Source organism: Burkholderia pulmonis, from assembly GCF_984667975.1.
Map to the genome: position 1 here is coordinate 956,008 of NZ_OZ480186.1, position 25,378 is coordinate 981,385.

Consider the following 25,378-nt stretch of genomic DNA (forward strand, 5'->3'; position numbering starts at 1 on the left):
CCTAAAGCGCGTCGATCGCGAAGCGCACCGCGAACCCCAGCATCATCACCGCAACAAAGCCATCGAGCACCCGCCACGCGATCGTACGAGCGAACCACGCACGGCACGCGCGGGCGCCATAGACGAGCATCAGGAACCAGACGAGCGAAGCAGTGATCGCGCCGATCGCAAACGGCGCGCGAGCCGCGGGCGTGTGACTCACGATCACGGTGCCGATCAGCAGCACCGTATCGATCCACGCATACGGGTTGAGCAGCGAGACGGCGGCGGTTGCCAGCACGGTGCGTGACAGCGTGGGCTCGTCGCTGCGTGCGCGTGAACCGTCGACATACCCGGGCTGCTGCCTCACGATCGCCGAACGCAACGCGAGCAGACCGTAACCGGCGAGATATGCGATACCGGCCCACAGCGCGGCCGACACCACGGCGGGATGCCGCGACAGCAAAGACGACAACCCCTGCGCGCCGAGCACGATCAGCAGCGCGTCGCTGCCTGCGCAAACGAGGGCAATGGAGAGCAGATGGGGGCTCGAGATCGAGCGCTTGATGACGAAGGCGTCCTTGGGGCCGACCGACGTGAACAGGCCGGCGCCAAGCAGCAGGCCTTCGAGGAAGGCGGAGGTGTCGAGCACGAGCGGGCCGACAACCTCTTAAGCTGAACCGGTGATGGTTACGATGCGAGCAACGTTAAGGGGCGCTGGGGGGCGTTGTCAATGCCCCCCCCGGCACCCGCGCACCGCTCACCGGGTTGCCGCCTCGCCGAGATTGAGCGCGACGAGCGCGCAGACGGTCAGCGCGATGCCGGCGAGCTTCAGCGACGACACCGATTCGTCGAAGCAGACGATGCCGATCACCGCGGTGGCCGCCGTGCTGGCGGCGGCCCAGCTCGCATACGCGAGCCCCATTTCGAGCCGCTTCGTCGCGAGCGCCATCAGCCACACCGCGCATGCATAGCAGACGACGGTGATCGTGGACGGCAGCGGACGGGAAAAACCGGCCGACAATTTCAGGCCGACGGAGCCGAGCACTTCGGCGAGGACACTGACGCCCAGCAGAAGCCAGGCAGACTGGAACGGGGACACGAACGGCCTCCTTCCCCCGACGCTTATACCGAGCGGCGAGGAGAAGTGGAGGTGTCAGCGGTACCCAGGATGAAAGGAGCTTAGTCCGCGCCGCGGGCCGGCACAAGGTACGCCGCGCTGCGCAGGTCACGCGCGCCCGGCATTCCCGGCTGCCCACTCGGGCCGCTGCCCGAGCGTGTCGAACAGCCGGACGATCTCGGCCTGGACCTTCTGCACCGCGTTGCTGACGAGCGCGGTATCGTGCCGGCACAGCGACAGGTCGCGCGCGAACAGCCGGTGCGCGACCGTCGACAGCTTGAGCTTGCGTTCCTCGATCTCGACGTGCGCGGCCGTCCACGGCAGGATCGTCACGCCGAGCTGCGCCATCACGGCCGCGAACAGCAGCCCGGTCGAGCTCGCCTCGAAGCTGATCTCGTACGACAGCCCGGCCTCGCGCATCGCCCAGTCGACGCGGTTGCGGATCGTGTTCGGCGCGCTCGGCAGCACGAGCGGCATCCGCGCGATCGCGTCGAGCGGCACGGGGTCGTCCGGCACCGGGAATCCGGGCCACGTGATCAGGTACAGCGTTTCCGTCAGCAGCCGGTGGATCGCGATGCCGCGCGTGTCGACCGCGTCGACGACGATCGCGAGATCGAGCCGCGTGCGTTCGAGCAGCGTGTCGAGATCGGCGCTCGGCGCCTCGATCAGTTCCAGCATGATGCCGGGATAGCGGTCGCGCACCGCGCGGGCGAGCGGAATGGCCAGCACGCGCGCGGTGCTCGACGGCATGCCGACCGTCACGCGGCCCTGCGGCGTATCGGCGTCGCGCCGCAGCAGCTCGCGCGTGCCGTCGGCCTGGCGCAGCAGTTCGAGCGCGTGCTGGTACAGCGTGCGGCCGGCGGCGGTCGGTGCGACGCCGCGCACGCTCCGCTCGAGCAGCTGCATCCCGAGATCCTGCTCGAGATTGCGCATCTGCTGGCTGACGGCCGGCTGCGCGACGTGCAGCGCCTCGCTCGCATGCGTGACGTTCCCGCATTCGACGACCTTCACGAAATAGCGCAACTGTCTCAAGTCCATCGCCGCCGTCTCCCGTTTCAAGCCATAAGTAAATCCGATCGAGCAAGATGAATATCATATTTTTCTGCGATCGATGGTGTTTCTATACTCGTCTCACAAAAGAGCCCGACTGCCGGCCATCCCGGACCGGACGCGGCGAACGTGCCGGTTCACGCCGGCAAGGAGACGAAGATGTTCAAGGCGATCGACGCGCCGGCGGCCGGCGCGAAGCCGCGGCGTACGCCGCTCACGCGCGAGCAGGTGAAGGGCTTCTGGGCCGTCTACGCGGGCTGGGTGCTCGACGGCGTGGATTCGGTGATCTACGCGCTCGTGCTGATTCCCGCACTGACCGAACTGCTGCCGGCCTCCGGCATCGCGGCGACGCCGGCGAATCTCGGGATGTACGGCTCGATCCTGTTCGCGCTGTTCCTGATCGGCTGGGGGCTGTCGTTCATCTGGGGGCCGCTCGCCGACCGTTTCGGCCGCGTGCGTACGCTTGCCGCGAGCATCCTGATCTATTCGGTGTTCACCGGCGCGGCCGCGTTCGTGCACGACGTATGGGCGCTGGCCGCGTGCCGGTTGATCGCCGGGATCGGCGTCGGCGGCGAATGGGCGCTCGCGGGCACCTACGTCGCCGAGAGCTGGCCGGAGGACCGCCGCAAAATGGGCGCCGGCTACCTGCAGACAGGTTATTACTTCGGCTTCTTCATCGCGGCCTGCCTGAACTACACGGTCGGCGCGACCTACGGCTGGCGCGCGATGTTCCTGTGCGGGCTCGCGCCCGCGCTGCTCGCGGTGTTCACCGTGATGCGCGTGAAAGAGCCGGGGCAGTGGCGCCGGCACGACGCACGCGACGGCAACGTGGCCGACGCGCGGCGCGCACATCCGCTGCGCGAGATCTTCGCGCCGGCGTTCCGGCGCCGCACGCTGACGAGCGCGAGCCTCGTCGGCGTCGCGATCGTCGGGCTGTGGGCGGGCTCCGTCTACGAGGCGAGCGCGGTCAGCACGCTGGCGGCGCGCGCGGGCATTGATCACGTCGGTGCGCTGCGGCTCGCGTCCATCGGCGCGGCGATCCTGTCGTGCGCGACGATCGCCGGCTGCCTGATTGCACCGTGGCTGTCGGAACGGCTCGGCCGGCGCACTGCGCTCGGCGTGTATTTCGCCGGGATGGCCGCATCGATCGTGTTCGCGTTCGGCTGGGCGTTCTACCAGCCGAACGGGCTCACGGCCTTCATGGTGTCGCTCGCGTTCCTCGGCTTCTTCGGCGGCAACTTCGCGATCTTCTCGCTGTGGCTGCCCGAGCAGTACCCGACGCGTGTGCGCGCCACCGCGTTCGCGTTCAACGCGTCGGTCGGCCGCTTCATCGGCGCAGGCGTGAACTTCCTGCTCGGCGCCGCGATTCACGGCTACGGATCGCTCGGCGTGCCGATCGCATGGACCGCGGCCGTGTTCGGGCTCGGCATCCTGATCCTGCCGTTCGCGGTCGAAACGCGCCATCAGACGCTGCCCGAATGAGCGGCACCGCGCCGCGCGTTCGCGCACACGCCATACCCAGTCATCCATATCAGGAGTCCGGAATGCAGGCATTGAAGGGAATCAAGGTCGTCGATCTGAGTCGCGCGCTGTCGGGGCCGTTCTGCTCGATGGTGCTCGCCGATCTCGGCGCCGACGTGATCAAGGTCGAGTCGGGGCCCAACGGCGACATGAGTCGTACATGGGGGCCGTTCGATCGCGGCGTGAGCACGTACTACCTGTCCTGCAACCGCAACAAGCGCGGCATCTGCGTGGACTTCCGGCAGCCGGCCGGCATCGACGTCGTGCGGCGCCTGATCGCGCAGGCCGACGTCGTGATCGAGAATTTCAAGGCCGGCACGATGGACGCGATGGGGCTCGGCTATGCCGCGCTGAGCGCGCAGGATCCGCGGCTCGTGATGGGCAGCGTCACCGCGTTCGGCCCGCGCGGCCCGCTGCGCGACTGGCCGGGTTTCGACCAGATTGCGCAGGGCTATGCGGGATTGATGAGCCTCACCGGCTTTCCGGACGGCGAACCGACCCGCACGGGCACCGCGATCGGCGATCTCAGCTCGGGGATGTGGGTGGCGACCGGTGTGATGGCCGCGCTGTTCGAGCGCGAGCGTACCGGGCGCGGCCAGCATGTCGGCACGTCGCTGCTCGAAAGCCTCGTCTCGCTGCTGAGCGTGCACGGGCAACGCTACCTGAGCCTCGGCGACGTGCCGCGCCGCACCGGCAATGCGCATGCGGTGATCGCGCCGTACGGCGTGTTCCAGACGGCAGACGGCCCGCTCAACCTCGCGCCGATCACGACCGACATGTGGCTGCGGCTGTGCCAGTTGCTGGATCTGCCCGAGCTGCCGAACGATCCGCGCTTCGCGACCAACGATGCGCGCGTCGAGCACCGCGACGCACTGAAAGTGTTGCTCGAAAGCCGGCTGCGCACGCGCGGCAAGCGCGAATGGACGCAGCGTTTCGTCGAAGCCGGGCTGCCGGCCGGACCGATCAATACGCTCGACGAAGTGTTCGCCGATCCGCAGCTCGCGCATTGCGGGCTGGTCGAGCCGGTCGCGCATCCGACGCTCGGCATGCTGCGCCAGGTCGTCACGCCGCTCGGCGGGATGGGCGACGACGTGCCGGCGCCGCGCACGCGCCATGCGCCGCCGCTGCTCGGCGAGCATACGGTCGACGTGCTGCGCGAAGCGGGCTACGGCGGCGACGCGATCGACGAACTGCTGGCCGGGCGTGCGATCTTCCAGGCGGAAGCCGTGGCGGAGGCCGTGCAATGACCGACGTGACGAAACACGACAGCGCGTCGGCCGTGACGGTCGACATGGTCGGCGAGCGGATCGCGCGCGTGCGCTTCTCGAATCCTGCGCGGCGGCACGCGCTCGACGCGCCGTTGCTCGACGCTTTGGTTGCGCGCCTCGATGCGTTGGCCGAACACCGCCCGCCGCCCGTCGTGATCCTGTCGAACGACGGCAGCGGCGACGTGTGGAGTGCGGGGCACGACCTGCGCGAACTGGCCGACGACCGCGATCCGCTCGCATACGGCAAGCCGCTCGAACGCGCGCTGCGGCGCGTGCGGACCTATCCGGGCGCGGTGATCGCGGCGGTGGCCGGGTCGGCGTGGGGCGGGGCGGTCGATCTCGCGATGAGCTGCGACCTTGTTGTCGCGGCGCGCGACGCGCGTTTCGCGATGACACCCGCGAACATCGGCTTGCCGTATTCGACGAGCGGCCTGCTGCGCTTCTACGACAACCTGCCGATCCACGTGCTCAAGGAGATGTTCTTCTGCGCGCAGCCGCTCGATGCGGAACGTGCCGCGCATCACGGGCTTGTGAACCGGCTGGCCGACGCGGGCGGTGTCGACGACGCGGCGCTCGACGTTGCGCGCACGATCGCCGCGAAGGCACCGCTCGCGGTCCATGCGGTGAAGGAGCAGTTGCGTGTGCTGCAGGATGCGCGGCCGCTGCCGGCCGACGCGTTCGAGCGGATTGCCGAGTTGCGCCGGCAGGCGTGCGAAGGCGCGGATTTCGACGAAGGGCTGCGCGCATTCGCGGAGCGCCGCGCGCCGCAGTTTCGCGGCGTCTAGAGGTATCTGGCGTGCGGCGGTGGCGTGCGCTAGATGCCGCCGAGCGCATGCACGCCGACGAGCAGCAACGCGCCGATCGCGATCAGCAGCAGCGCATGAAGGCGCGTGTAGATCACGCACAGCGTCGACGCAACCGCGATCGCGCGCGCGGCCCAGCCGCCGTCGAGCGCCTGCAGCAGTACCCACACCGACGCGAGGATCATGCCGGCCGCAACCGGGCGCAGGCCGGTTTCGAGCGCGATCTGCCAGCGCGCGCCCTGGTGGCGCCGCCACAGGTGCGCGACGCCGTAGATCAGGAACGCGGTCGGGCCGAACAGCGCGAGCGTCGCGATCACCGCGCCCCAGAAGCCGGCCACCTGCCAGCCGATCAGCGTCGCCAGCAGCGAGCCGGGGCCCGGCGCCATCCGCGCGATCGCGAAGTCGTTCACGAATTGCGTGGCGGTCATCCAGTGATGCACATCGACGACCTGCCGCTGGATGTCCGCGATGATCGCCTGCCCGCCGCCGATCGTCGCGATCGACAGCGGCGCGAACACGCCGAACAGTGCGGCGTAGCGTGCCGAAGTGGTCATCGTGCGTCGCTCCCGGCCGGCGGGGCGGCCGCGCGGCGGTATTCGAGCGCGACGCTCAGCGTGCCGCCGATCAGCACGGTCCAGACGAGCGGCCAGTGCAGCACGGCAACCGACACGAAGGTGAGCGCCATCACCGCGAACGGGAGGATGCGGCGCGGCAGCCGGCGCACGGCGGTGATCGCCATCGAGATCGACAGCCCGATTGCCGCGGCCGCCGCGCCGGCGAGCGCGACATGCGTGAGCGGGAAGCGCGTGAGGGTCGAGAACGCGATGCCGAACAGCACGATCAGCACGGCCGGCGGCGCGATGATGCCGGTGAAGCCGGCGACTGCGCCGCGCCATCCGGCGAGCCGGTAGCCGATCCAGATCGCGAGGTTCTTCACGTTGACGCCCGGCAACGCCTGCGACAGCGCGAGGCCGTTGAGGAACGCCTCTTCGTCGAGCCAGCGCCGCTCGTACACGAAGTCGCGCATCATCCGCCCGCTGAGGCCGCCGCCGAAGCTGGTGAGGCCGATCTGCGAGAACGCGACGAATAGCGCGAAGACGCCAGGTGGCGGCGCATCGCCCGCGGGCGGGGCCGGAGGAGTCGTGACGGAGGGCGGGGGCATCGGGCGGGTAGCGCGTGGCGAGCGGGCGATCGCTCATGTTAGCAAGCGGTGCCTGTCAGCATGCTGACATGGGCTCGGTGCCGGCGTAACGACACCCGTCATCGATTGGGCAGGCACGAATGCGATGCCGCTACGCGCGCACCACGGTCACGCCCGCGGCCTCGATCGGCTTCGTCAGCGCGGGGTCGGTTTCCTGCTCGACGACGACCGTCTGCGCGAGCGTGATCTCGCCGATCACGAACTGCGATGCCGCGCGCAGTTTCGACTGGGATGCGAGCACGACGGTCTCGGCCGCACGTTCGGCCAGCGCGCGCTTGATCGCCGCTTCCTCGAAATCGCCGGTGCTGAGCCCCGCGACCGGATGGACACCCGTGACGCCCATGAAGTAAAGGTCCGCATGGATGCGCGCGATGCCCTCCATCGCCGCCGCGCCGACCGCGACGATCGAATGCTTGTAGAGCCGCCCGCCGATCAGGATCACGTCGATCGACGGATGCGCGGCCAGCGCGACCGCGACGCTCGGGCTGTGCGTGACGATCGTCGCGCGCAGGTCGGCCGGCAACTGGCTGACGAGCAGCGCCGAGGTCGTGCCGCCGTCGACGATCGCCACCTGCCCGGGCGCGATCATCTCCGCGGCCCGTCGCGCGATGCGCCGCTTCTCGTTCGTCTCCAGCGCCTCGCGCTGCGCGAACGGCGCGACAGCCGGCGACGCCGGCAACGCGCCGCCATGCACGCGCTGCAGCAGGCCTTCGGCCGCGAGCTCGCGCAGGTCGCGGCGCACCGTGTCTTCGGATACGCCGAATTGCACGCTCAGCTCGACGGCCAGCACCTGGCCGTCGCGCGCGAGTGCATCGAGGATCGCCTTCTTGCGTTGTGTCGTCAGCATCGTGGTTGCACGAAAATTCTTGAAATTGCACGAATATGCACGTTACCATGGGCGCCGTCCTTTGTCGAACGGGAGGCTGCAATGGCTGCAACGCGTGACCGGGTTCGCATCGTCGATACGACGGTGCTGTCCGACGACTGGTATGTGCTGAAGAAGGTGACGTTCGATTTCCTGCGCCGCGACGGGACGTGGCAGCGCATGAGCCGCGAGACCTACGATCGCGGCAACGGCGCGACGATCCTGCTGCGCCATGCCGGCACGGGCGACGTGCTGCTGACGCGGCAGTTCCGGATGCCCGCGTTCGTGAGCGGGCACGACGGGATGCTGCTCGAAGCGGCCGCCGGCCTGCTCGACGATGAAACGCCGGAGGTGCGCATCCGCGCGGAGGCCGAGGAGGAGACCGGCTATCGCGTGCGTGGCGTGCGCAAGGTGTTCGAGGCGTTCATGAGCCCGGGATCGGTGACGGAGAAACTGCATTTCTTCGTCGGCGAATACGATGCGTCGCTGCGTACCGGCGACGGCGGCGGCGTCGCGGAAGAGGGCGAGGATCTCGAGGTCGTCGAGATGCCGCTGCAGGCGGCGCTTGACGCGGTCGAACGCGGCGAGATCGTCGATGCGAAGACGATCATGCTGCTGCAGTACGTCGCGCTGCGGGAAACCGCGGGCGCGCGCGCCGCATGACGCCGCGGCTCGTGCTGGTCGCCGGCCCCTATCGCAGCGGCACGGACGGCGACCCCGCGCGCATCGCCGAGAACCTGCGGCGGCTGGAGGCGGCGGCGCTCGCCGTGTATCGCCGCGGCCATGTGCCGATGATCGGCGAGTGGGTGTCGCTGCCGCTCGCGGCCGCGGCCGGGTCGACGCAGGTCGGCGACGCGATCGGCGAAGCGTTCCTGTATCCGGCCGCGCACCGGTTGCTGCGACGCTGCGATGCGGTGCTGCGTATCGACGGCGCGTCGCGCGGGGCGGACATGGACGTCGGCCTTGCAACGCAGCTCGGCAAGCCGGTCTATTTCTCGATCGACGAGATTCCGGTCGTGCAGGACGAATCGGATCGCTGAGCCGTGCGGTATCGCCGGCGTTTGCATCGTCCGCAGGCTGGCATTTGCTGCGTCACGCGTTTGCTTGGCCGACGCGGCGCGGCGTCCGAACCGGCGTATGATCGCGACGCCACCGCGCACCGTTCGACGCTACCGCCGCCCCATCATGCCGTTCTCCCATTCCACTGATTCCACCGACTCCACTGTCTCCTCCACGCCGCTTCCCGCCGATCTCGTCGCGTCCGCCGTCGATGCGCTCGCGCGTGCCGACGCATTGCTCGTGACGGCCGGTGCGGGCATCGGGGTCGATTCCGGGTTGCCGGATTTCCGCGGCACGGACGGCTTCTGGCGCGCGTATCCGGCGCTGCGCCATGAGCATTTCGAATTCCACGAGATCGCGTCGCCGCACGCGTTTCGTGCGCGGGCACCGCTCGCCTGGGGCTTTTACGGGCACCGTCTCGCGCTTTATCGCGCGACGGTGCCGCACGCGGGCTTCGCGATCCTGCGCCGCTGGATCGACGCGATGCCGAACGGTGGCTTCGTACTGACGAGCAACGTCGACGGCCAGTTCCAGAAAGCCGGCTTCGATCCGGCGCGCATCGTCGAGATCCACGGCTCGATTCATGCGATGCAGTGCCTGCGGCCGTGCACGGACGATACGTGGGACGCGGCGCCGTTCGTGCCGGATGTCGACGAAGCGACGTGCCGGCTGGTCGGAGACCTGCCACGCTGTCCGCATTGCGGCGGCCTCGCGCGGCCGAACATCCTGATGTTCGGCGACACCGGCTGGCTCGGGGCACGCTACGACGCGCAGGAGCGCGCGCTGGAAGACTGGATCGCGCGGGCCGGGCGCGTCGCCGTGGTCGAGATCGGCGCGGGCACCGCGATTCCGACCGTGCGCCTGCTGAGCGAGCGGCTCGGCGACGACGTGATCCGCATCAACGCACGCGAAGCGCATGCGCGCCGTGCGGACGTGATCGGGCTGAAGGGCGGTGCGCTCGCGACGCTGAGCGTGCTCGACGCCGCGTGGCACCGCTCGTGAACCGGCCGGCGGCGCCATGCCGGTGTCGTCGTTGCAGGGGCGCGGCGAATCCGCATACAGTTCAGCCTGTGCCGCCCGTTGACGCAACGCGTGCGTCCACGAGCGGACCTCGCCCCGGGCAACCGGGGGCCGGCGGCTGAGTCCCGCCGCGTTACCGACCGGGAGTGCCCTTGTTCTATTCGATCGTCGCGATCTTCGTCGGCGCCGGGCTCGGCGCGTTGCTGCGCTGGTTCCTGAGTCTCGCCCTCAACGAATTCTTTCCCGCGGTGCCGCTCGGCACGCTCGCGTCGAACCTGATCGGCGGCTACGTGATCGGCGTGGCCGCCGTCGTGTTCACGACCCGCGTCGGGCTGCCGCCCGAGTGGCGGCTGTTCGTGATCACGGGCTTCCTCGGCGGCCTCACGACGTTCTCGACCTATTCGGTCGAAGTGATGACGCACGCGCTCGAGGGCGAATTCGGATGGGCGTTTGCGGTGGCTGCCCTACACTTGACTGGATCGTTCGCGCTCACGGCGCTCGGCATGTGGACCGCGCGTGCGTGGCTCGCGGCGGCCTGAGCAGGCCGCCATCGGAGGGTGCGATGGACAGGATCTTCTTGCGCTTCTATGTGCACGAGCAGCACCGGTTGCACTGGAAGCCGCTGTGGGAATGGCTGCTGGACGAGGCGAACCGGATGGGCGTCGCGGGCGGGTCCGCGTTTCGCGCGATGGCCGGTTTCGGCCAGCATCGCGTGCTGCACGAGGACCGCTTCTTCGAACTGCAGGGTTCGCTCGCGATCGAGGTCGAATTCATCGTCACCGAGGACGAGGCGCAGCGGCTGCTCGAGCGGCTGTCGCACGAGAAAGTGCGGGTGTGCTACGCGATGATGCCGGCGCGGTTCGGCGTGATCGACACGCTCGGCGCACCGCCGGCGCAGGGGCCGGCGGCATAGGGCGGTGTCGAATCAGATGCCGAACATCGTCAGCGACACGGCGGCGCGCGTGACGATCATCAGCAGCACCTGGACGATCACGAACAGCAGGATCGGCGACAGGTCGATGCCGCCGAGGTTCGGGATCACGCGGCGCAGCGGGTTCAGGAACGGCGCGGTGAGCTGGTAGAGGATCGGCATCGCTGCCGAGCGCGGGTTGAGCCACGACAGCAGCGCCATCAGGATCGTCATCCAGATGACGAGGTTGAGCGCCCACTTCACGACGGTGAGCAGCGCGACCACGACGAGCGTCGCGATCACCGAGGCCGGATCGAAGCCGGCCATCACGACCATCAGCACGACGTAGACGAGCGCGGTGAGCAGCGCGGCGACGACGCTGGCCCAGTCGATGCCGCGCACGCCCGCGATCACGCGGCGCAGCGGCAGCACGAGCCAGTTGGTCGCCTGCAGCACGGCCTGCGTGACGGGGTTGTACGGCGGCACGCGGACGGCCTGCATCCAGATGCGCAGGATCAGCGCGGCGCCGAACAGCGTGAAGACGGTATTGAGCAGAAAACGGGCGATCTCGCCGAACATCGTTGGCATCCTTTTTATACAGTCAGTAGCGCGCGGCCGCCAACGCCGGTTGGCGGCGCATCGGCCGACACATTATCACGCCTCGTCGCGCGACGGGGAGGGGTGCGCGGCCGTGCGCGCGAGCGACGTTTCGACGGCTTCGGCCAGCGCCGGCAGCGACGCCGGCGGCGTGGCGCGCTTCGCCGCGAGCGCGACCGCGCGGCGCGTCAGCAGCGCGTACAGCGCCGCGTGATCGCCGCCGCGGGCTTCGAGCAACGCGAGCTGGCGTTCGACGATGCCCGTATCGCCGCGCGACACGGGGCCGGAGAGCGCGTTCGCGAGCCCCTTGTCGCGCGCGGTCTCGATCGTACCGGCGAGCATCGGCAGCAGTGCGCGCAGCGCGGCTTCCTCGTCGAAACCGAGGCCGCGCCACAGCTCGACCGCTTCCGACAGCCCGCACAGTGCGAAGCTCGCCGCGTAGTGTGCGGCCGCGTGATAAAGCATCCGGCCGCCCGCCGGAATCGACAGCGGATGGCAGCCGAGTGCGGCGGCAAGTCGCAGCAGCGTCGCGTGCAGTGCACCGTCCGCTTCGATCGTGACCGAACACCCGTCGATGCGCGCGAGGTCGGCGTCGGTGCCGCCGAACAGATACAGCGGATGAAAGCCGCCGGTGGCCGCGCCTTGCTGCTTCGCCGGATCGAGCAGCGCGACCGCCGATGCGCCGCTGCAATGAACGACCGCCTGGCCGGCGGCGCGCGACGCATCGAAACGGAGCGCCGCGGCGGTCGGGGCGAGATGATCGTCGGGCACCGTCAGGAAGATCAGGTCGGCCGCATCGACGACCTGCTGCGGCGTGTCGACCGCCTGGCAGCCGTCGATGCGCGCGGCGAGGCTGGCGGCCGACGCGGGCGTGCGGCTCGCGATCGCGACGACGGGGAAACCGGCCTGCGCGAAGCGCTGCGCGACACAGCGCGCGAGACGGCCGGCGCCGATGAAGCCGAGGCGGGGGGTGTCGGGAAGAAGCATGGCGGTGGATGTAAGCGAAAACGAAGCAACCGCCAGTATCGCAGGAATGACTGCGGCGTCGCGGAAGGGGCATTGCGATGCGCAAGTGCGTATGAATTACCGGTGTGCGGTGCGCTCCGGCGCCTGCCGTCATGGCCGGATCACGATCGTGGAATCGGACCCCGAAATATGGTGTGCCGCATCCCTCTTGAAATGTCGGCATCTTGTCTCAAATTTGTAATCGTTCATTACGTATGCGTGCCCGCCGCGGGTACCGGATCCGGTAAGACTGACCGGCCATGGTGTCGCGACCCGAGTCGTCGGACGGAATCGCGCGGCCCGCAAGGGGTGCCGCCGGCTCTGGACGCCGCGCCGCAGGGCAGCTCCAGCCGCGTGCAATTGCAATTTGCAACAAATGCACGATACGCGAGGGGCGGGTTTTCGCTACATTGCATCCATGCGACGTGCATGCCCGCCGTTGCCGACAGGAGCGCCTAAAACCCCGCTCCAGCAGGAGAATCGAAGTGAAAAAGCTCATTCCGTTCATCGCCGCCGCCGCGCTGGGCCTGGGTGCCGCAAGCGCCGCACAGGCTCACGTGTCGATCGGGGTCGGCATCGGTATCCCGGTCGCACCCGCGTATCCCGTCTATGCACCGCCGCCGCCGGTGTACTACGCGCCGCCTCCGCCGCCCGTGTACTACGCGCCGGCACCGGCCTACTACGCACCGCCGCCCGCCGTGGTCGTCGGCGGCTACTACGGCCGTCCGTACTGGCGCCATGGCTACTATGGCGGCGGCTGGGGCCATCACGGCTACTGGCGTCGCTGATTCGTCCCGCGCGGCCTGACCGCGCGCGGCAAAACGGCGCAACGTCCCGCGAGGGGCGCTGCGCCGTTTTTCTTTGGGGCTGCCGCTTGATGCGCGGCCCGTGCGGGCCGGCTTTGCTTACACCGCGTGCACGATCAGGTCGCGGTAGCCGCCGACGATCACGCTGTACGAGAAATACGCGAACAGCAGCGCCGACGCGATGTGACAGGCGCGCATCAGCCCGGCACCGGCCCGCTTGCGGCCCTGGCTCGCGAGCGTGCACATGAAGAGCGTCCATGCGAGGCCGCCGAGGAAGAACCCCGACAGGAACACCGACGCGGTGGCGGGCGTCGTCGCGCCGGCTTTCGCGATCAGCGCGCCGCCGACCGCCGCGAACCACAGGATCGCGCTCGGCGACGACATCGCGAGCAGCATGCCGCGCAGGAAGCTGCGCCGCGCGCTCGCCCGCTGCGGCACGTCGTCCGCATCGTCGTCGGCCGCACCGGCCGGCGCCAGCGCTTCGCGCGCCATCTTCCACGTGAGGAACAGGAGCACCGCGCCGCCGCCGATCCACACGATCCAGCGCACGGGTTCGAACTGCAGCAGCACGGCCATTCCCGCGAGCGCGAGCGCCGCATAGACGAGATCGCCGACGCACGAGCCGACGCCGAGCCAGAAACCCGGCCGGAAGCCGTGCGACAGCGTCAGCGACAGCATCGCGACGTTCACGAGGCCGATATCGAGACACAGCGACAGCGACAGGAAGAATCCGTCGGACAGCATGGAGGCGGGCGGAAAGCTCATCTTCGTCGTTCTTGTGGCGATTGCGCTGCACGGGCCGGCAGGCGCCGGCCGCGTGACCTCAGAGGCCGATCTCCTGCCAGAGCCGGTCGACGCGCGCCTTCACGGCCGCATCCATCTCGATCGGGCGGCCCCATTCGCGGTTCGTCTCGCCCGGCCACTTGTTGGTCGCGTCGAGCCCCATCTTCGAGCCGAGCCCGGCCACCGGCGACGCGAAGTCGAGATAGTCGATCGGCGTGCTGTCGACCATCACCGTGTCGCGCACGGGGTCGACGCGCGTCGTGATCGCCCAGATCACTTCCTTCCAGTCGCGGATGTTCACGTCCTCGTCGACGACCACGATGAACTTCGTATACATGAACTGCCGCAGGAAGCTCCACACGCCGAACATCACGCGCTTCGCGTGGCCCGCGTAGCTCTTCTTCATCTGGACGATGGCCATCCGGTAGCTGCAGCCTTCGGGCGGCAGGTAGAAGTCGGTGATCTCGGTGAACTGCTTCTGCAGCAGCGGCACGAATACCTCGTTGAGCGCGACGCCGAGCACGGCGGGCTCGTCGGGCGGCTTGCCCGTGTAGGTCGAGTGGTAGATCGCGTCGCGGCGCATCGTGATGCGCTCGACGGTGAACACCGGGAACCACTCCTGCTCGTTGTAGTAGCCGGTATGGTCGCCGTACGGCCCTTCGAGCGCATGCTCGTACGAGGCCGACGCATTGCCGGCCGGCCGCGGCGGCGCGCCGGCCGGAGCGGGGGCCGGCGTGCCTTCCTGCGGATAAATGAAGCCTTCGAGCACGATCTCCGCGCGCGCGGGCACCTGCAGCGTGTCGACGCCGGGCGTCAGGCACTTCGCGAGCTCCGTGCGGCTGCCGCGCAGCAGGCCGGCGAACTGGTACTCGGACAGCGAATCGGGCACGGGCGTCACCGCGCCGAGCGTCGTGGCCGGGTCGGCGCCGAGCACGACCGCGACCGGATACGGCTTGCCGGGGTTCTGCAGCGCGAACTCGCGGAAGTCGAGCGCGCCGCCGCGATGCGCGAGCCAGCGCATGATCAGCTTGTTGCGGCCGATCAGCTGCTGGCGGTAGATGCCGAGGTTCTGGCGCGACTTGTTCGGCCCGCGCGTGACCGTCAGGCCCCACGTGACGAGCGGCCCCGCATCGCCGGGCCAGCAGGTCTGGATCGGCAGCTTGTCCAGGTCGACGTCGGCGCCTTCCCAGACGATTTCCTGGCAGGGCGGCGACGACACCGACTTCGGCGCCATGTCCCACACGGCCTTCGCGAGCGACAGCAGCTTGCCGGCGTCCTTCAGGCTCTTCGGCGGATCGGGTTCCTTCAGTGCGGACAGCAGGCGCCCGAGATCGCGCAGCGAACCGAGCGCGGCGTCGTCGCCGGCATCGACGCCCATCCCGAGCGCGACGCGGCGCGGCGTGCCGAACAGGTTGCCGAGTACCGGGAATGCATTGCCGGGTGGCGCGTTGAACAGCAGCGCAGGGCCGCCGGCGCGCAGCACACGGTCGCACAGCTCGGTCATTTCGAGCACGGGCGACACGGGTTGCGTGACGCGCCGCAGTTCGCCGAGCGCCTCGAGGCGCTGAATGAAATCGCGTAAGTCTTTGTATTTCATGAAGAAAGTCCGGGCCACCCGCATGACGGGCAGCGATGGGCGGGCGCAGCGGCCGGCTGCGGCCCCGAATCGACCGACGATTTTACCCGCGCCGCCGCGCGGCCGCCCGGCGGAGAAAAAAGTCGACCGCGCGCAAACCCCCTACGGCACGGGGCTTGCGTTCTGAAGATCGGTTTTAAATTACTTTTTGTTATGATTTTGAGGTTTTATAGTGTTGACGATCTATAAAACCCTGCTAGAATCCGCTCACATTGGCTGCAGGGTAAAAGGCTTCGAGCCGCCAATCACCGATCTTTGACGCAGCGCGTCACCGTCCGCCGAATCCTGCACGGCGTATCCGACGGCCTTAGTCGTAGTCCTCGCCAGCGCTACCAGACGCTGGTTTTTTGCGTGGGTGCCACCGCGTATGCCCGCCTCGCCCAGTGTGCGAAGGCGCCGGCCCTCTTACACCGTGGCCTCGAACGGTACTTATACCGTTTCCCCCGATGCTTGCGCGTCCCAACCAAGGCGTGCGGCGTCGTGATTCCGCGGCGCGTTTTCTGTCTCGCCATCGAGCTGAGCGAGCCGCACGAGTCATGTTCATGGGAGATGATCTGAATGAACGCTTGGTTATCGTGGCGTCCCACTGAGCAGCATGCGCAAATCGTGCGCAACATGCTGCGTCGCGGGACGCGTGTCAGTCACCATCTATTCAGCGTTGTCGGCTGTTTCGCTGTCGCGGTTGCGCTTGCACTGTGGCTGCTGCCAACCGTCCGCGGCACGCTTGCCGCGAAGCTGATGCCGGTCGTATCCGCGGCCGTGCAGGCCGGTCCGGCCCGTCTGCTGTCCGGCCATCCGCTGCCGAACTTCGCGCCTGCCGGCGCGCAGCCGCAGCAGGACGATACGCCCGAAACGGACGCGCTCGCGGTCGGCCTCGACGTCGCACCGGAAGCTGCGGCACCGGGCTCGCAGGGCGATGCGTCCGATCCGGCCCGCAACGGCCCGTCGCCGGTCGCCCTGGCCAAACTGATTCCGACCCAGCGGGTGCCGGCCGATGCGCGCGACGATCGTGCGCTTGCGTCGAACCGCGAGCAGGCGCTTGTCGCGACCTACCTGTCGCGTCGTTATCGCGTCGCGCAGGAGCCGCTCGGCCAGCTCGTCAAGGCGGCGTTCCAGACCGGCCGCGACGTCGGCCTCGATCCGCTGCTGCTGCTGTCCGTGATGGCGATCGAGTCGGGCTTCAACCCGTATGCCGAAAGCGGCGTCGGCGCGAAGGGCCTGATGCAGGTCATGTCGAAGGTCCATTCCGACAAGTTCGAGTATTTCGGCGGCACCGACACCGCGCTGCAGCCGCTCGCGAACCTGCAGGTCGGCGCACTGGTGCTGAAGGACTGCATCGCGCGCGGCGGCTCGCTCGCGAACGGCCTGCGCATGTACAACGGGTCGACGAACCCCGACGACACCGCATACGGCGCGAAGGTGATGGCCGAGCGCGGCCGCCTGCGCGACGTGTCGCACGGTCGCAGCGTGCCGGTCAACGCACCGCAGGCACCGGCGCAGCCGGCCAAGCCGATCGTCACGGCTGCCGTGACGGCGGCGGCAGGCGGCGCGAAGCGCGTGCATGCGACGCTCGACAGCACGACGTCGATCAAGGCGGCAGCGCCGAAGGAAGCCGCACCGCAGGACGACGCGAGCGTCGATACCGCGAAGCAGTCGCACGGCGATCATTCGGAGCTCGGCGCGTAACTTCACGCGTTCCGCGGCTCCGGCCGGCAGGAAATGAAAAAGGCACCCGATCCGGGTGCCTTTTCTTTTTTGCGACGTGCGTGTGAACCGGCCGGTGCGCCGGCCGCGGCGTCAGTGCTGCCCGAACAGCTTCGCGAGTCGATCGACGGCCTCTTCGAGCCGCGAGTAGGCCGTCGCATACGACAGGCGGATGTAGTCGCGCGGCGCATGCACGCCGAAATCCATGCCGGGCACCAGCACGACGCCGGCGTCGTACAGCATCGCCTGCGTGAGCGCGGCGCTGTCGCCGGCCGCCGGGTGGGCGACGCCGCCGCAATGCGCATAGACATAGAACGCGCCGTCCGGCATCACGGGCACGGTGAAGCCGAGCCGTTCGAGTGCCGGTGCGATGAAATCGCGGCGGCGCTTGAATTCGAGCCGACGCGCTTCGTAGATGTCGAGCGTCGCGGGCTCGAAGCAGGCGAGCGCCGCATGCTGCGCGAGTGCGGACGGGCAGATGAACAGGTTCTGCGAGAGCTTCTCGAACGTGCCGACCAGCGCGGGCGGCACGACGAGCCAGCCGAGCCGCCAGCCCGTCATGCTGAAATACTTCGAGAAGCTGTTCACGGTGATGACGTCGTCGCCGAACGACAGCGCCGACACGGGCGCGGCGTCGTAGCTGAGCCCCTGGTAAATCTCGTCGACGATCGTGAAGCCGCCGCGGGCGCGCACGGCTTCGACGATCCGCTTCAGTTCGTCGGGTTCGAGCGACGTGCCGGTCGGGTTCGACGGCGATGCGAGCAGCACGCCGCGCGTGCGGTCGCTCCAGCGCGTGCGGACGTCCTCCTCGGTGAGCTGGAAGCGCGCGTCGGGGCCGCTCGGCACGAGCACCGCGCGGCCTTCGGCCGCCGCGACGAAGTGCCGGTTGCACGGGTAGGACGGGTCGGGCATCAGCACTTCGTCGTCACGGCCGACGAGCGCGAGACACGCGAGCAGCAGCGCAGCCGACGCGCCGGCCGTCACGACGATCCGCTCCGGGGCGATCGTGAGACCGTATGCGCGCGCGTAGTGCGCGGCGATCGCCTCGCGCAGCGGCGCAATGCCGAGCGCGCTCGTGTACTGCGTGACGCCACGGCGCAGCGCGGCCGCGGCGGCTTCGACAACCGGCTCCGGCGCGGTGAAATCCGGCTCGCCGATGCCCATGTGGATAACATCGCGCCCGGAGGACTCGAGCCGCTGTGCCTCCTTCATCAGTTCCATCACGTAGAAGGGCTGGATCGCGTCGACGCGTGCGGCGAGCGTGACGAGCGAATCGGCGGTGGTATTCATCGGCGGGCGGGGGAGAAAGAATGAAAAACGGGCGCTTGCGCGCCCGTGGACAAACAAACGGTGTCAGCCGTTGCGGCGCGCCTGCGTTTCGGCGGGGCGCAGCTTCGCGGCGAGCTTGTCGAGCACGCCGTTCACGTACTTGTAGCCGTCGGAGCCGCCGAACGTCTTCGCGAGTTCGACTGCTTCGTTGATGATCACGCGGTACGGCGTTTCGACGTGGTGCGTGAGCTCGAACGTCGCGATCAGCAGCACCGCGCGTTCGACCGGCGACAGTTGCTCGATCGGACGGTCCAGCGACGGCGACAGCGCTTCGACGAGCGTTGCGTGCTCGCGGATCACGCCGTGCAGGATCGCTTCGAGCAACTCCTTGTCAGCCTTGTCGTAACCGAGCGCGCCGCGCAGTTGCGCGTCGATCTCGCCGGAGGGCGCGTTCGACAGCAGCCATTGATACAGGCCCTGCGTCGCCAGCTCGCGCGATTGTCGGCGGGCGCTCTTCTTCATGCGCGCTCCTCTTCGTCGTCTTCGTCTTCCTCTTCTTCTTCGTCGTCGTCGCCGAGCTGGTCGAGGGCCATCGTCAGGTTGGCCATCTCGACGGCGACGCGTGCGGCGTCACGACCCTTCTCGGTCATGCGCGCGACGGCCTGCTCGTCGGTTTCGGTCGTCAGGACCGCGTTCGCGATCGGCAGGTTGAAGTCGAGGCCGATGCGGGTGATGCCCGCGCCGCTCTCGTTCGACACGAGTTCGAAATGGTAGGTCTCGCCGCGGATCACCGCGCCGAGCGCGATCAGTGCGTCGAACTGGCCGCTTTCGGCGAGCTTCTGCAGCGCGAGCGGGATTTCCAGCGCGCCGGGCACCGACACGAGCAGCACGTCTTCACCGGTGACGCCGAGGCGCTCCAGTTCTTCGACGCACGCGTCGGCGAGGCCGTTGCACACGGGCTCGTTGAAGCGCGATTGCACGATGCCGATACGCAGGCCATCGCCTTCGAGATTCGGTTGGTATTGTCCGATTTCCATGATCTGGTCCGTGGTGTGGATGAATGGTTATAGGGCGAAAGCGCCGTGGCGGGTTACGCGTTGGACGCCGGGCAGGACTTGGCTTCGCCGCCGGGCATCGGAATGAAGCCCGTGACTTCGAGGCCGTAGCCGGACATGCTGCCCAGCTTGCGCGGATTCGACAGCACCTGCATCTTGCCGACGCCGACATCGCGCAGGATCTGCGCGCCGATGCCGAACGTCTTGAAATCGACCGGCCGGCGCTTGAGCGCAGCAGCCTTTTCTTCCTCGTCGAACGCCTTGAAGACGTCGATCAGGTGTTCCTTCGTGTCGCCGCAGTTGAGCAGCACGAGCACGCCGAGGTCGCGTTCCGCGATCTCGTGCATCGCGGCGTCGAGCGTCCACGAGTGCGTCGAGATGCCCGTTTCGAGCAGGTCGAGCACCGACAGCGGCTCGTGCACGCGTACCGGCGTATCGACGTCGGGTGACGGCGCACCGCGCACCAGCGCGATGTGCGGCGAGCCGCTCGGCTGGTCGCGGTACAGCACTGCGCGGAACGTGCCGTGCGCGGTCTGCATCGTGCGCTCGGCGATCCGCTCGATGATCGATTCGGTGCGGCTGCGGTACTGGATCAGGTCGGCGATCGTGCCGATCTTCAGGTTGTGTTCCTTCGCGAACTCGATCAGGTCGGGCAGGCGCGCCATCGTGCCGTCGTCCTTGATGATCTCGCAGATCACCGCAGCCGGCGTGAGGCCCGCGAGCGCGGTGAAGTCGCAACCGGCTTCGGTGTGACCCGCACGCACGAGCACGCCGCCCGGTTGCGCCATGATCGGGAACACGTGGCCCGGCTGCACGATGTGCTCGGGGCGCACGTCGTGCGCGACCGCCGTGGCGATCGTGTGCGCACGGTCGGCGGCCGAGATGCCGGTCGTCACGCCTTCGGCCGCTTCGATGCTGACCGTGAACGCGGTGCCGTACTGCGTGCCGTTCCGGTAGGTCATCAGCGGCAGGTGCAGCTGCTTGCAGCGTTCCTGCGTCAACGTCAGACAAACCAGGCCGCGGCCGTACCTGGCCATGAAGTTGATCGCTTCCGGCGTGACGAATTCGGCGGCGATCACGAGGTCGCCCTCGTTTTCGCGGTCTTCTTCGTCGACCAGGATCACCATCCGGCCGGCTTTCAGCTCGGCGATGATGTCGAGCGTGGAGGCGAGCGTCATAAGGGGGCGAGAAAGAGGAAAGTGCGTATTTTACGCCAGCCGGACGGCGTTTCGGCTGGCGTGGGCCGCGCACGCCCGGCGAGCGCTCCGGAAAGCGCCGCAACCGGCCCGTGCACGGGGCCGGACGGGTGTCGGCCGGGCATTGCCCGGCCGTGCGTCACGCGTGCTGGTCGCGCCCGCCGAGGTAGTCGAGCTTGCCGAGTTCGACGCCGCTGTGGCGCAGGATGTCGTACGCGGTCGTCACGTGGAAGAAGAAGTTGGGCAGCACGAAATTCAGCAGGTACGACTCGCCGGTGAACTCGATCGGGCCGACGCGCATCTTCAGCACGATCTGGCGCGCGTCGCTGCCGTCGATCTGCGCGGCATCGAAGCCCTTCAGGTAGTCGATCGTCTTCTGGATGCGCGCGTGCAGTTCGTCGAAGGTCTGCTCGACGTCCGGGAAGCTCGGGATCTCGGCGCCGGCGAGCCGCGCCGCGCAGCCCTTGGCCGTGTCGGTCGCGATGTAGACCTGGCGGACGAGCGGCAGCATGTCCGGGTAGAGGCGTGCGCCGACGAACACCGACGGGTCGATCTGCTTCTCGGCCGCGTGCGCCTGTGCCTTGCCGAGGATGTGCTGAAGATTGGTCAGGCCACGGATCAGGACCGGCACCGAGGCTTGATACATCGAAATGGACATGGGTTGCTTCCTCGAAGGGGGACGGTGCGCACGACGGCGCGTGCGACAAGGGCGCGGAGAAATCGCCGCTTCAGCATCATAGCGCGGGCGCTTCGTCCGGTGCGTGACCGGCGCCGCCGCTTCCTCCGTGCCCGGCCGGGCGCGGGGAGGTGATCAGGTGTCGTACCCCATGCGCCGGTACGCCGCCTCGATCTCGCGTGCGAAGCGCTCGCCGTCCATCAGCGGCGAGCGCGCAACGCGTGCGCGCAGTTCGCCGCGCAGCGCGGCCAGCGCGGGCAGGTCGCGCGCGAGCGCGACGGCGATGTCGACGAACGCGGCGTCGTCGTCGGCGGCAAGCGCCTGCAGGCCGAGGTTCGCGAGCTGGGAGAGCCCGCCCCGGCCCACCGCGGTGCGTCCGACGCGCGACACGACGGGCACGCCCATCCACAGCGCATCGAGCGTCGTCGTGTGGCCGTTGTAAGGGAACGTGTCGAGCGCGATGTCGATGCCGAGATAGGTGGCGAGATAGTCGGCGCGCGGCCGGTACGGCACGCAGTCGACCCGCTCCGGCGCGATGCCGTGCGCGCGCAGCCGCTCGACCAGCCGGATCCGCCCGGCGCCCTGCGGTGCCATCACGACCAGCCGTGCGCGAGGCTGGCGTGCGAACAGGCCGGCCCACAGCCGCAGCGTGCGGTCGGTCAGCTTGCACGGATTGTTCAGGCAGCCGAACGTCACGTGGCCGGTGTCGAGCGCGGGCAACGGCCCGACCGCCGGCGTGTCGGTCAGCGGGTCGTAGCACCAGAAGGTATCCGCGAGCCGGATCGAGCGTTCGCGGTAGAAGCCGTCGTGCCCGGGGGGATCGAGGTGCGGGTCGGTCAGCCGGAAGTCGATCGACGCCAGGCCGCTCGTGCCCGGATATGCGAGCCAGGTCGCCTGGACCGGCGCGGGCCGGTGCGCGAACAGGCCCGGCCGGCCTTCCGCCATGTGCATCGTCAGGTCGACGAGGATGTCGATGCCGTCGTCGCGGATGTGCTGCGCGAGCGCGGCGTCGTCGAGCCCGTGGACGTCGCGCCAGCGATCCGCGTAGCCGGCGAGCCGCGCGGTGAGCGCGTCCGGCCGCGCGACGCTCGCGTAGCAGGTGATCTCGAATGCGCGGCGGTCGTGATGCGACAGCAGCGGCACGAGGAACAACGCCTGACAGTGCTCGCGGAAATCCGCGCCGACGTAGCCGATCCGCAGTCGCGCATCCGGCGCACGCTCGCGCGCCGGGGCCGCCGCGGTCGCGCCGCCGGGCGTCTCGTGCCGCGCGGACCAGTCCAGCGCTTCCGCGAGCACCGCTTCCGGGTGCTCCGACTGGAAATTCAGCGCGTAGACGAGGTTGCTGTGCGCGACCGCGTTGCCCGGATCGCACGCGAGCGCGCGCCGGTAGCTGTCGATCGCGGCGTCGAGCGCGCCATCGTCCTTCAGCACGTTGCCGAGGTGGTTGTGCGTCGCCGAGTGGTCGGGCGCGCTGGCCAGCGCGGCGCGCAGGTGCGCGATCGCGTCGTCGTGCCGGCCGAGCCGCCGCAGCAGGTTCGCGGCGTTGTTGTGCGCCGCGACGAAGCCGGGCCGCGCGTGCAGCGCGGCGTCGAACGCGCGGGCGGCCGCCGCGGTGTCGCCGAGGTGCTCGCACACGGTGCCGAGATTGTTCAGCGCGTCCGCGTGAGCGGGCCGCAGCGCGACGGCGCGCCGGTACTGGTCGGCGGCCTGCGCGTGGCGGCCGAGCCCCAGCAGCGCGTTGCCGAGGTTGTAGGCCGCATCGGCGTCGTGCGGCGCGAGCGACGTCGCGTGCGCGAGATGCGTGGCCGCCGCGGCGTAGGCGCACCGGCCGCATAGCGCCGCGCCGAGATTGATCAGGCCGGCAGGCGCGTCCGGTGCGGCGCGCACGGCGTCGTGCAGCAGCGCGAGCGCGTCGTCGTGCCGGCCGTGCGCGTCGAGCAGCGTGCCGAGGTTGGTCAGTGCGAGCGCGTGGGCCGGCTGGGCGGAGAGCGCGGCGCGATACGCATGTTCGGCCGCGTCGGCCGCGCCGAGATGCCGATGGCTGTTGCCGAGGTGGTTCGCGACGTCGGCGTTCGACGGGGCGAGCGCAAGTGCATGGTCGTACGCGTCGATCGCGTTCGCGTGATCGCCGAGCGCCTGCAGCGCGTCGCCGAGTGCGGCGTGCGTGTCGGCGTTGCCGGGCTCGAGCGCGAGCGCGGTGCGCAGCGCGTCCGCCGCGCCGGCATGCCGGCTGAGCGCGTGCAGCACGTGGCCGCGCGCCACGTGGTGACGGGCATCGCGCGGCGCGAGCGCTACCGCGCGGTCGAGCTGGGCGAGTGCGCAGGCGGCGTTGCCGCATTGGAGTTCGAGGATGCCGAGCCGCATCCGGAGTTCGTCGTTGCCGGGATCGTCGGCGAGCAGGGCTTCGTAGAGCGTGCGGGCGCCGGGCAGGTCGCCGGCGAGGTGCAGCGTCCTGGCGTGGGCGAGCGTCATGGCTGGGCGGGTGTCGGGCGGGAGGGGGCCGTGTCGCGGCGCGCGTCGAGCATGCGCGCGAACGCGTGCGCGATCCGTTCGATGTGCGGATTCTTGTGCGCGAGCGGCCCGTCGGCGGCCTCGCGGTGGACGAGCATCGTCGCGTTCGCTTCGAAGACGACCACCCGGCCATCGCCGGTCAGCGCGAAGTCGACGCCGCCGTAGTCGAGATCCAGATGCCGGCCGATCGCGGCGAGCGCGCGCAGCGCCGTATCGCCGAGCGCCGCGCGCGGATCGTCGAGGAAGCGGTGTTCCTCGTCGAGCTTCCACGGCATCGACGTCATGTCGGCCGAGAAATAGTGGACGAGCCAGTGCGACGAGATCGCGAGGTGGTACGGATAAGGCACGCGATCGATGAAGATCGCGCGGTACTTGCGGAAATGGCCGTCGGCGCTGCAGGTGTCGCGATAGGCGGTTGCGTAGGCGGGACCGTCGATGCGCGCCAGCGCCGCGGCGAGCGTGTCGGGTGTCGCATGCCGCGTCACGCCATCACCGCCGTGCGCACCGGCCGGCCGCAGCAGCAGCGGAAACGCGACGCCGGCCCGCGCGAGGCGGCGCAGCAGCGCGCCGGTCGGCATGCGGGCGTCCGCGATGCGCACGCACGGCGGCACCAGCACGTCCGGCAGCGCCGCGAGGCGCGCGGCGATGCGGTCGCGATGCGTGTGCGCGATCGCGTCGGGCGGGTTCAGCACGGGCACCGTGCTGCGGCTCGCGAAACGGGCGAGGCGGGCGGCGAGCGGCGTGGCGATGTCCGGATCGCCGATCGCGTTGAAGGCGAGATCGTGCGGTGGCAGCTGCGCATCCTCTGCGTCGTCCGCATAGTCGAGCGCGTACTTGATCCGGGTCGTCGTGCGGAACGGCAGCAGCGCATCGAGCGGGACGTTGCCCGTGCCGCCGCCGACGCCGACGATCAGCAGCCGCAGCGCGTCGCATTCGACAGCCGGTTCGACGAACACGCGCTGCAGCCGGTACGCGTGCTCGCGATGCGCCTGTGCCTCGGCGTGACGTCCGGCGGTGGCATAGAGCGCGGCGAGGTTCTGGTGCGCGCTCGCGAGTGCCGGGTTCACGGCGAGCGTGTGCCGGTACCAGCGCATCGCGTCGTCGTGGCGGCCCTTCATCGCGTAGACGGTCGCGAGGTTGTACAGCGCGAGTGCCCGGGTGGCGGGCGGTGTGCCGTCGAGCGCATCGAACGCGGCGACCGCGAGCTGGTGCGCGGCGAAGCCGTCGTCGTCGCCGGCCAACCGCAGCGCGTCGCGCATCCGCGTGTGCAGCGCGACGTCGAGCGGCGCCGCGTCGAGCGCACGCGCCAGCGGAATCGGCGCGTCGGGCAGGGGCCGGGTCATC

The 25,378-nt window shown here is 69.3% G+C and carries 27 protein-coding genes; 10 read left to right on the top strand and 17 right to left on the bottom strand.

What is annotated here, in order from left to right; all coding sequences use genetic code 11:
* Position 1: 1 nt before the first annotated feature.
* The 3 genes from AC5LXK_RS04435 to AC5LXK_RS04445 all read right to left on the bottom strand — a co-directional run bounded on the left by AC5LXK_RS04435 (position 2) and on the right by AC5LXK_RS04445 (position 2,137).
* Positions 2-631, bottom strand: coding sequence for a LysE/ArgO family amino acid transporter (locus AC5LXK_RS04435; RefSeq protein ID WP_493390488.1), 630 nt, complete (start codon positions 629-631; stop codon positions 2-4).
* Positions 632-739: 108 nt separating this feature from the next.
* Positions 740-1,081: a DMT family transporter gene (locus AC5LXK_RS04440; RefSeq protein WP_493390489.1), complete on the bottom strand. Its 342-nt coding sequence runs from the start codon at positions 1,079-1,081 to the stop codon at positions 740-742.
* A gap of 126 nt (positions 1,082-1,207) precedes the next feature.
* Positions 1,208-2,137, bottom strand: a complete 930-nt coding sequence (locus AC5LXK_RS04445; RefSeq protein ID WP_493390490.1) for a LysR substrate-binding domain-containing protein — start codon at positions 2,135-2,137, stop codon at positions 1,208-1,210.
* A gap of 171 nt (positions 2,138-2,308) precedes the next feature.
* Between AC5LXK_RS04445 and AC5LXK_RS04450 the strand changes: the two genes are divergently transcribed.
* The 3 genes from AC5LXK_RS04450 (at position 2,309) to scpB (ending at position 5,723) form a co-directional block, all read left to right on the top strand.
* Positions 2,309-3,631, top strand: coding sequence for an MFS transporter (locus AC5LXK_RS04450; RefSeq protein WP_493390491.1), 1,323 nt, complete (start codon positions 2,309-2,311; stop codon positions 3,629-3,631).
* A gap of 62 nt (positions 3,632-3,693) precedes the next feature.
* Positions 3,694-4,917, top strand: coding sequence for a CaiB/BaiF CoA transferase family protein (locus AC5LXK_RS04455; RefSeq protein ID WP_493390492.1), 1,224 nt, complete (start codon positions 3,694-3,696; stop codon positions 4,915-4,917).
* Positions 4,914-5,723 carry a methylmalonyl-CoA decarboxylase gene (scpB, locus tag AC5LXK_RS04460; protein WP_493390493.1) on the top strand — a complete coding sequence of 270 codons (810 nt, stop codon included), beginning with the start codon at positions 4,914-4,916 and terminating at the stop codon, positions 5,721-5,723. Before AC5LXK_RS04455 ends, scpB begins: the two co-directional genes overlap by 4 nt.
* A gap of 29 nt (positions 5,724-5,752) precedes the next feature.
* On the opposite strand, the gene AC5LXK_RS04465 is transcribed toward scpB, so the two are convergent.
* The 3 genes from AC5LXK_RS04465 to AC5LXK_RS04475 form a co-directional block, all read right to left on the bottom strand.
* The gene (locus AC5LXK_RS04465) at positions 5,753-6,295 is read right to left on the bottom strand and encodes a chromate transporter (protein ID WP_493390494.1); all 543 of its coding nucleotides are present in this window, start codon (positions 6,293-6,295) and stop codon (positions 5,753-5,755) included.
* Positions 6,292-6,903: a chromate transporter gene (locus AC5LXK_RS04470; RefSeq protein WP_493390495.1), complete on the bottom strand. Its 612-nt coding sequence runs from the start codon at positions 6,901-6,903 to the stop codon at positions 6,292-6,294. Before AC5LXK_RS04470 ends, AC5LXK_RS04465 begins: the two co-directional genes overlap by 4 nt.
* Before the next feature lie 130 nt (positions 6,904-7,033).
* Complete coding sequence (locus AC5LXK_RS04475; protein WP_493390496.1) at positions 7,034-7,789, bottom strand: DeoR/GlpR family DNA-binding transcription regulator; 756 nt, start codon at positions 7,787-7,789, stop codon at positions 7,034-7,036.
* Positions 7,790-7,870: 81 nt separating this feature from the next.
* Here AC5LXK_RS04475 and AC5LXK_RS04480 point away from each other — a divergent pair, with 81 nt between their 5' ends.
* The 5 genes from AC5LXK_RS04480 (at position 7,871) to AC5LXK_RS04500 (ending at position 10,799) form a co-directional block, all read left to right on the top strand.
* Positions 7,871-8,470, top strand: a complete 600-nt coding sequence (locus tag AC5LXK_RS04480; RefSeq protein ID WP_493390497.1) for an NUDIX domain-containing protein — start codon at positions 7,871-7,873, stop codon at positions 8,468-8,470.
* Positions 8,467-8,847 carry a DUF4406 domain-containing protein gene (locus AC5LXK_RS04485; protein ID WP_493390498.1) on the top strand — a complete coding sequence of 127 codons (381 nt, stop codon included), beginning with the start codon at positions 8,467-8,469 and terminating at the stop codon, positions 8,845-8,847. The genes AC5LXK_RS04480 and AC5LXK_RS04485 overlap by 4 nt, the downstream gene beginning before the upstream one ends.
* A 145-nt stretch (positions 8,848-8,992) precedes the next feature.
* Complete coding sequence (locus AC5LXK_RS04490) at positions 8,993-9,868, top strand: SIR2 family NAD-dependent protein deacylase (RefSeq protein WP_493390499.1); 876 nt, start codon at positions 8,993-8,995, stop codon at positions 9,866-9,868.
* Positions 9,869-10,038: 170 nt separating this feature from the next.
* Complete coding sequence (crcB, locus tag AC5LXK_RS04495; protein WP_493390500.1) at positions 10,039-10,425, top strand: fluoride efflux transporter CrcB; 387 nt, start codon at positions 10,039-10,041, stop codon at positions 10,423-10,425.
* 23 nt (positions 10,426-10,448) lie between these two features.
* Entirely contained in the window at positions 10,449-10,799 is a 351-nt protein-coding gene (locus AC5LXK_RS04500; protein ID WP_493390501.1) for a DUF190 domain-containing protein, read from the top strand.
* A gap of 12 nt (positions 10,800-10,811) precedes the next feature.
* On the opposite strand, the gene AC5LXK_RS04505 is transcribed toward AC5LXK_RS04500, so the two are convergent.
* Positions 10,812-11,375: a YggT family protein gene (locus AC5LXK_RS04505; RefSeq protein ID WP_493390502.1), complete on the bottom strand. Its 564-nt coding sequence runs from the start codon at positions 11,373-11,375 to the stop codon at positions 10,812-10,814.
* A gap of 75 nt (positions 11,376-11,450) precedes the next feature.
* A complete protein-coding gene (locus AC5LXK_RS04510) occupies positions 11,451-12,380 on the bottom strand; it encodes a Rossmann-like and DUF2520 domain-containing protein (RefSeq protein WP_493390503.1) in 930 nt (309 codons plus the stop codon).
* Between the two features lie 503 nt (positions 12,381-12,883).
* Here AC5LXK_RS04510 and AC5LXK_RS04515 point away from each other — a divergent pair.
* Positions 12,884-13,186 (top strand): hypothetical protein, encoded by a 303-nt coding sequence (locus tag AC5LXK_RS04515; protein WP_041492762.1) that lies wholly within the window; start codon positions 12,884-12,886, stop codon positions 13,184-13,186.
* 117 nt (positions 13,187-13,303) lie between these two features.
* Here AC5LXK_RS04515 and AC5LXK_RS04520 read toward each other — a convergent pair whose 3' ends face one another.
* Both AC5LXK_RS04520 and AC5LXK_RS04525 read right to left on the bottom strand, forming a co-directional pair.
* The gene (locus AC5LXK_RS04520; protein ID WP_493390504.1) at positions 13,304-13,969 is read right to left on the bottom strand and encodes a LysE family translocator; all 666 of its coding nucleotides are present in this window, start codon (positions 13,967-13,969) and stop codon (positions 13,304-13,306) included.
* A 58-nt stretch (positions 13,970-14,027) separates the two neighbouring features.
* Positions 14,028-15,584, bottom strand: coding sequence for a UbiD family decarboxylase (locus tag AC5LXK_RS04525; protein WP_493390505.1), 1,557 nt, complete (start codon positions 15,582-15,584; stop codon positions 14,028-14,030).
* 597 nt (positions 15,585-16,181) lie between these two features.
* Between AC5LXK_RS04525 and AC5LXK_RS04530 the strand changes: the two genes are divergently transcribed.
* Positions 16,182-17,309: a transglycosylase SLT domain-containing protein gene (locus AC5LXK_RS04530; RefSeq protein ID WP_493390506.1), complete on the top strand. Its 1,128-nt coding sequence runs from the start codon at positions 16,182-16,184 to the stop codon at positions 17,307-17,309.
* Positions 17,310-17,420: 111 nt separating this feature from the next.
* On the opposite strand, the gene AC5LXK_RS04535 is transcribed toward AC5LXK_RS04530, so the two are convergent.
* From AC5LXK_RS04535 to AC5LXK_RS04565, 7 genes are all read right to left on the bottom strand, one after another.
* The gene (locus AC5LXK_RS04535) at positions 17,421-18,617 is read right to left on the bottom strand and encodes a pyridoxal phosphate-dependent aminotransferase (protein ID WP_493390507.1); all 1,197 of its coding nucleotides are present in this window, start codon (positions 18,615-18,617) and stop codon (positions 17,421-17,423) included.
* Between the two features lie 63 nt (positions 18,618-18,680).
* Positions 18,681-19,118, bottom strand: a complete 438-nt coding sequence (gene nusB / locus AC5LXK_RS04540; RefSeq protein ID WP_493390508.1) for a transcription antitermination factor NusB — start codon at positions 19,116-19,118, stop codon at positions 18,681-18,683.
* A complete protein-coding gene (gene ribH / locus AC5LXK_RS04545) occupies positions 19,115-19,633 on the bottom strand; it encodes a 6,7-dimethyl-8-ribityllumazine synthase (RefSeq protein ID WP_493390509.1) in 519 nt (172 codons plus the stop codon). The genes nusB and ribH overlap by 4 nt, the downstream gene beginning before the upstream one ends.
* Before the next feature lie 53 nt (positions 19,634-19,686).
* Positions 19,687-20,829, bottom strand: a complete 1,143-nt coding sequence (gene ribBA, locus AC5LXK_RS04550; protein ID WP_493390510.1) for a bifunctional 3,4-dihydroxy-2-butanone-4-phosphate synthase/GTP cyclohydrolase II — start codon at positions 20,827-20,829, stop codon at positions 19,687-19,689.
* Positions 20,830-20,986: 157 nt separating this feature from the next.
* On the bottom strand, positions 20,987-21,505 hold the full coding sequence (locus AC5LXK_RS04555; RefSeq protein WP_493390511.1) for a DUF1993 domain-containing protein: 519 nt from the start codon (positions 21,503-21,505) through the stop codon (positions 20,987-20,989).
* Positions 21,506-21,658: 153 nt separating this feature from the next.
* Complete coding sequence (locus AC5LXK_RS04560) at positions 21,659-23,995, bottom strand: tetratricopeptide repeat protein (protein WP_493390512.1); 2,337 nt, start codon at positions 23,993-23,995, stop codon at positions 21,659-21,661.
* Positions 23,992-25,377 (bottom strand): ATP-grasp domain-containing protein, encoded by a 1,386-nt coding sequence (locus tag AC5LXK_RS04565; RefSeq protein WP_493390513.1) that lies wholly within the window; start codon positions 25,375-25,377, stop codon positions 23,992-23,994. The genes AC5LXK_RS04560 and AC5LXK_RS04565 overlap by 4 nt, the downstream gene beginning before the upstream one ends.
* Position 25,378: the final 1 nt, after the last annotated feature.

What these genes read in the sequence shown, in the direction of transcription:
- AC5LXK_RS04565 (WP_493390513.1), bottom strand. Translation starts at nt 25,377, where the DNA reads ATGACCCGGCCCCTGCCCGACGCGCCGATTCCGCTGGCGCGTGCGCTC.
- AC5LXK_RS04525 (WP_493390505.1), bottom strand. Translation starts at nt 15,584, where the DNA reads ATGAAATACAAAGACTTACGCGATTTCATTCAGCGCCTCGAGGCGCTC.
- AC5LXK_RS04535 (WP_493390507.1), bottom strand. Translation starts at nt 18,617, where the DNA reads ATGAATACCACCGCCGATTCGCTCGTCACGCTCGCCGCACGCGTCGAC.
- AC5LXK_RS04505 (WP_493390502.1), bottom strand. Translation starts at nt 11,375, where the DNA reads ATGTTCGGCGAGATCGCCCGTTTTCTGCTCAATACCGTCTTCACGCTG.
- ribBA (WP_493390510.1), bottom strand. Translation starts at nt 20,829, where the DNA reads ATGACGCTCGCCTCCACGCTCGACATCATCGCCGAGCTGAAAGCCGGC.
- AC5LXK_RS04560 (WP_493390512.1), bottom strand. Translation starts at nt 23,995, where the DNA reads ATGACGCTCGCCCACGCCAGGACGCTGCACCTCGCCGGCGACCTGCCC.
- AC5LXK_RS04450 (WP_493390491.1), top strand. Translation starts at nt 2,309, where the DNA reads ATGTTCAAGGCGATCGACGCGCCGGCGGCCGGCGCGAAGCCGCGGCGT.
- AC5LXK_RS04555 (WP_493390511.1), bottom strand. Translation starts at nt 21,505, where the DNA reads ATGTCCATTTCGATGTATCAAGCCTCGGTGCCGGTCCTGATCCGTGGC.
- AC5LXK_RS04475 (WP_493390496.1), bottom strand. Translation starts at nt 7,789, where the DNA reads ATGCTGACGACACAACGCAAGAAGGCGATCCTCGATGCACTCGCGCGC.
- AC5LXK_RS04500 (WP_493390501.1), top strand. Translation starts at nt 10,449, where the DNA reads ATGGACAGGATCTTCTTGCGCTTCTATGTGCACGAGCAGCACCGGTTG.
- AC5LXK_RS04520 (WP_493390504.1), bottom strand. Translation starts at nt 13,969, where the DNA reads ATGAGCTTTCCGCCCGCCTCCATGCTGTCCGACGGATTCTTCCTGTCG.
- AC5LXK_RS04445 (WP_493390490.1), bottom strand. Translation starts at nt 2,137, where the DNA reads ATGGACTTGAGACAGTTGCGCTATTTCGTGAAGGTCGTCGAATGCGGG.
- ribH (WP_493390509.1), bottom strand. Translation starts at nt 19,633, where the DNA reads ATGGAAATCGGACAATACCAACCGAATCTCGAAGGCGATGGCCTGCGT.
- AC5LXK_RS04480 (WP_493390497.1), top strand. Translation starts at nt 7,871, where the DNA reads ATGGCTGCAACGCGTGACCGGGTTCGCATCGTCGATACGACGGTGCTG.
- AC5LXK_RS04490 (WP_493390499.1), top strand. Translation starts at nt 8,993, where the DNA reads ATGCCGTTCTCCCATTCCACTGATTCCACCGACTCCACTGTCTCCTCC.
- AC5LXK_RS04485 (WP_493390498.1), top strand. Translation starts at nt 8,467, where the DNA reads ATGACGCCGCGGCTCGTGCTGGTCGCCGGCCCCTATCGCAGCGGCACG.
- AC5LXK_RS04465 (WP_493390494.1), bottom strand. Translation starts at nt 6,295, where the DNA reads ATGACCACTTCGGCACGCTACGCCGCACTGTTCGGCGTGTTCGCGCCG.
- scpB (WP_493390493.1), top strand. Translation starts at nt 4,914, where the DNA reads ATGACCGACGTGACGAAACACGACAGCGCGTCGGCCGTGACGGTCGAC.
- AC5LXK_RS04470 (WP_493390495.1), bottom strand. Translation starts at nt 6,903, where the DNA reads ATGCCCCCGCCCTCCGTCACGACTCCTCCGGCCCCGCCCGCGGGCGAT.
- nusB (WP_493390508.1), bottom strand. Translation starts at nt 19,118, where the DNA reads ATGAAGAAGAGCGCCCGCCGACAATCGCGCGAGCTGGCGACGCAGGGC.
- AC5LXK_RS04455 (WP_493390492.1), top strand. Translation starts at nt 3,694, where the DNA reads ATGCAGGCATTGAAGGGAATCAAGGTCGTCGATCTGAGTCGCGCGCTG.
- AC5LXK_RS04530 (WP_493390506.1), top strand. Translation starts at nt 16,182, where the DNA reads ATGAACGCTTGGTTATCGTGGCGTCCCACTGAGCAGCATGCGCAAATC.
- AC5LXK_RS04510 (WP_493390503.1), bottom strand. Translation starts at nt 12,380, where the DNA reads ATGCTTCTTCCCGACACCCCCCGCCTCGGCTTCATCGGCGCCGGCCGT.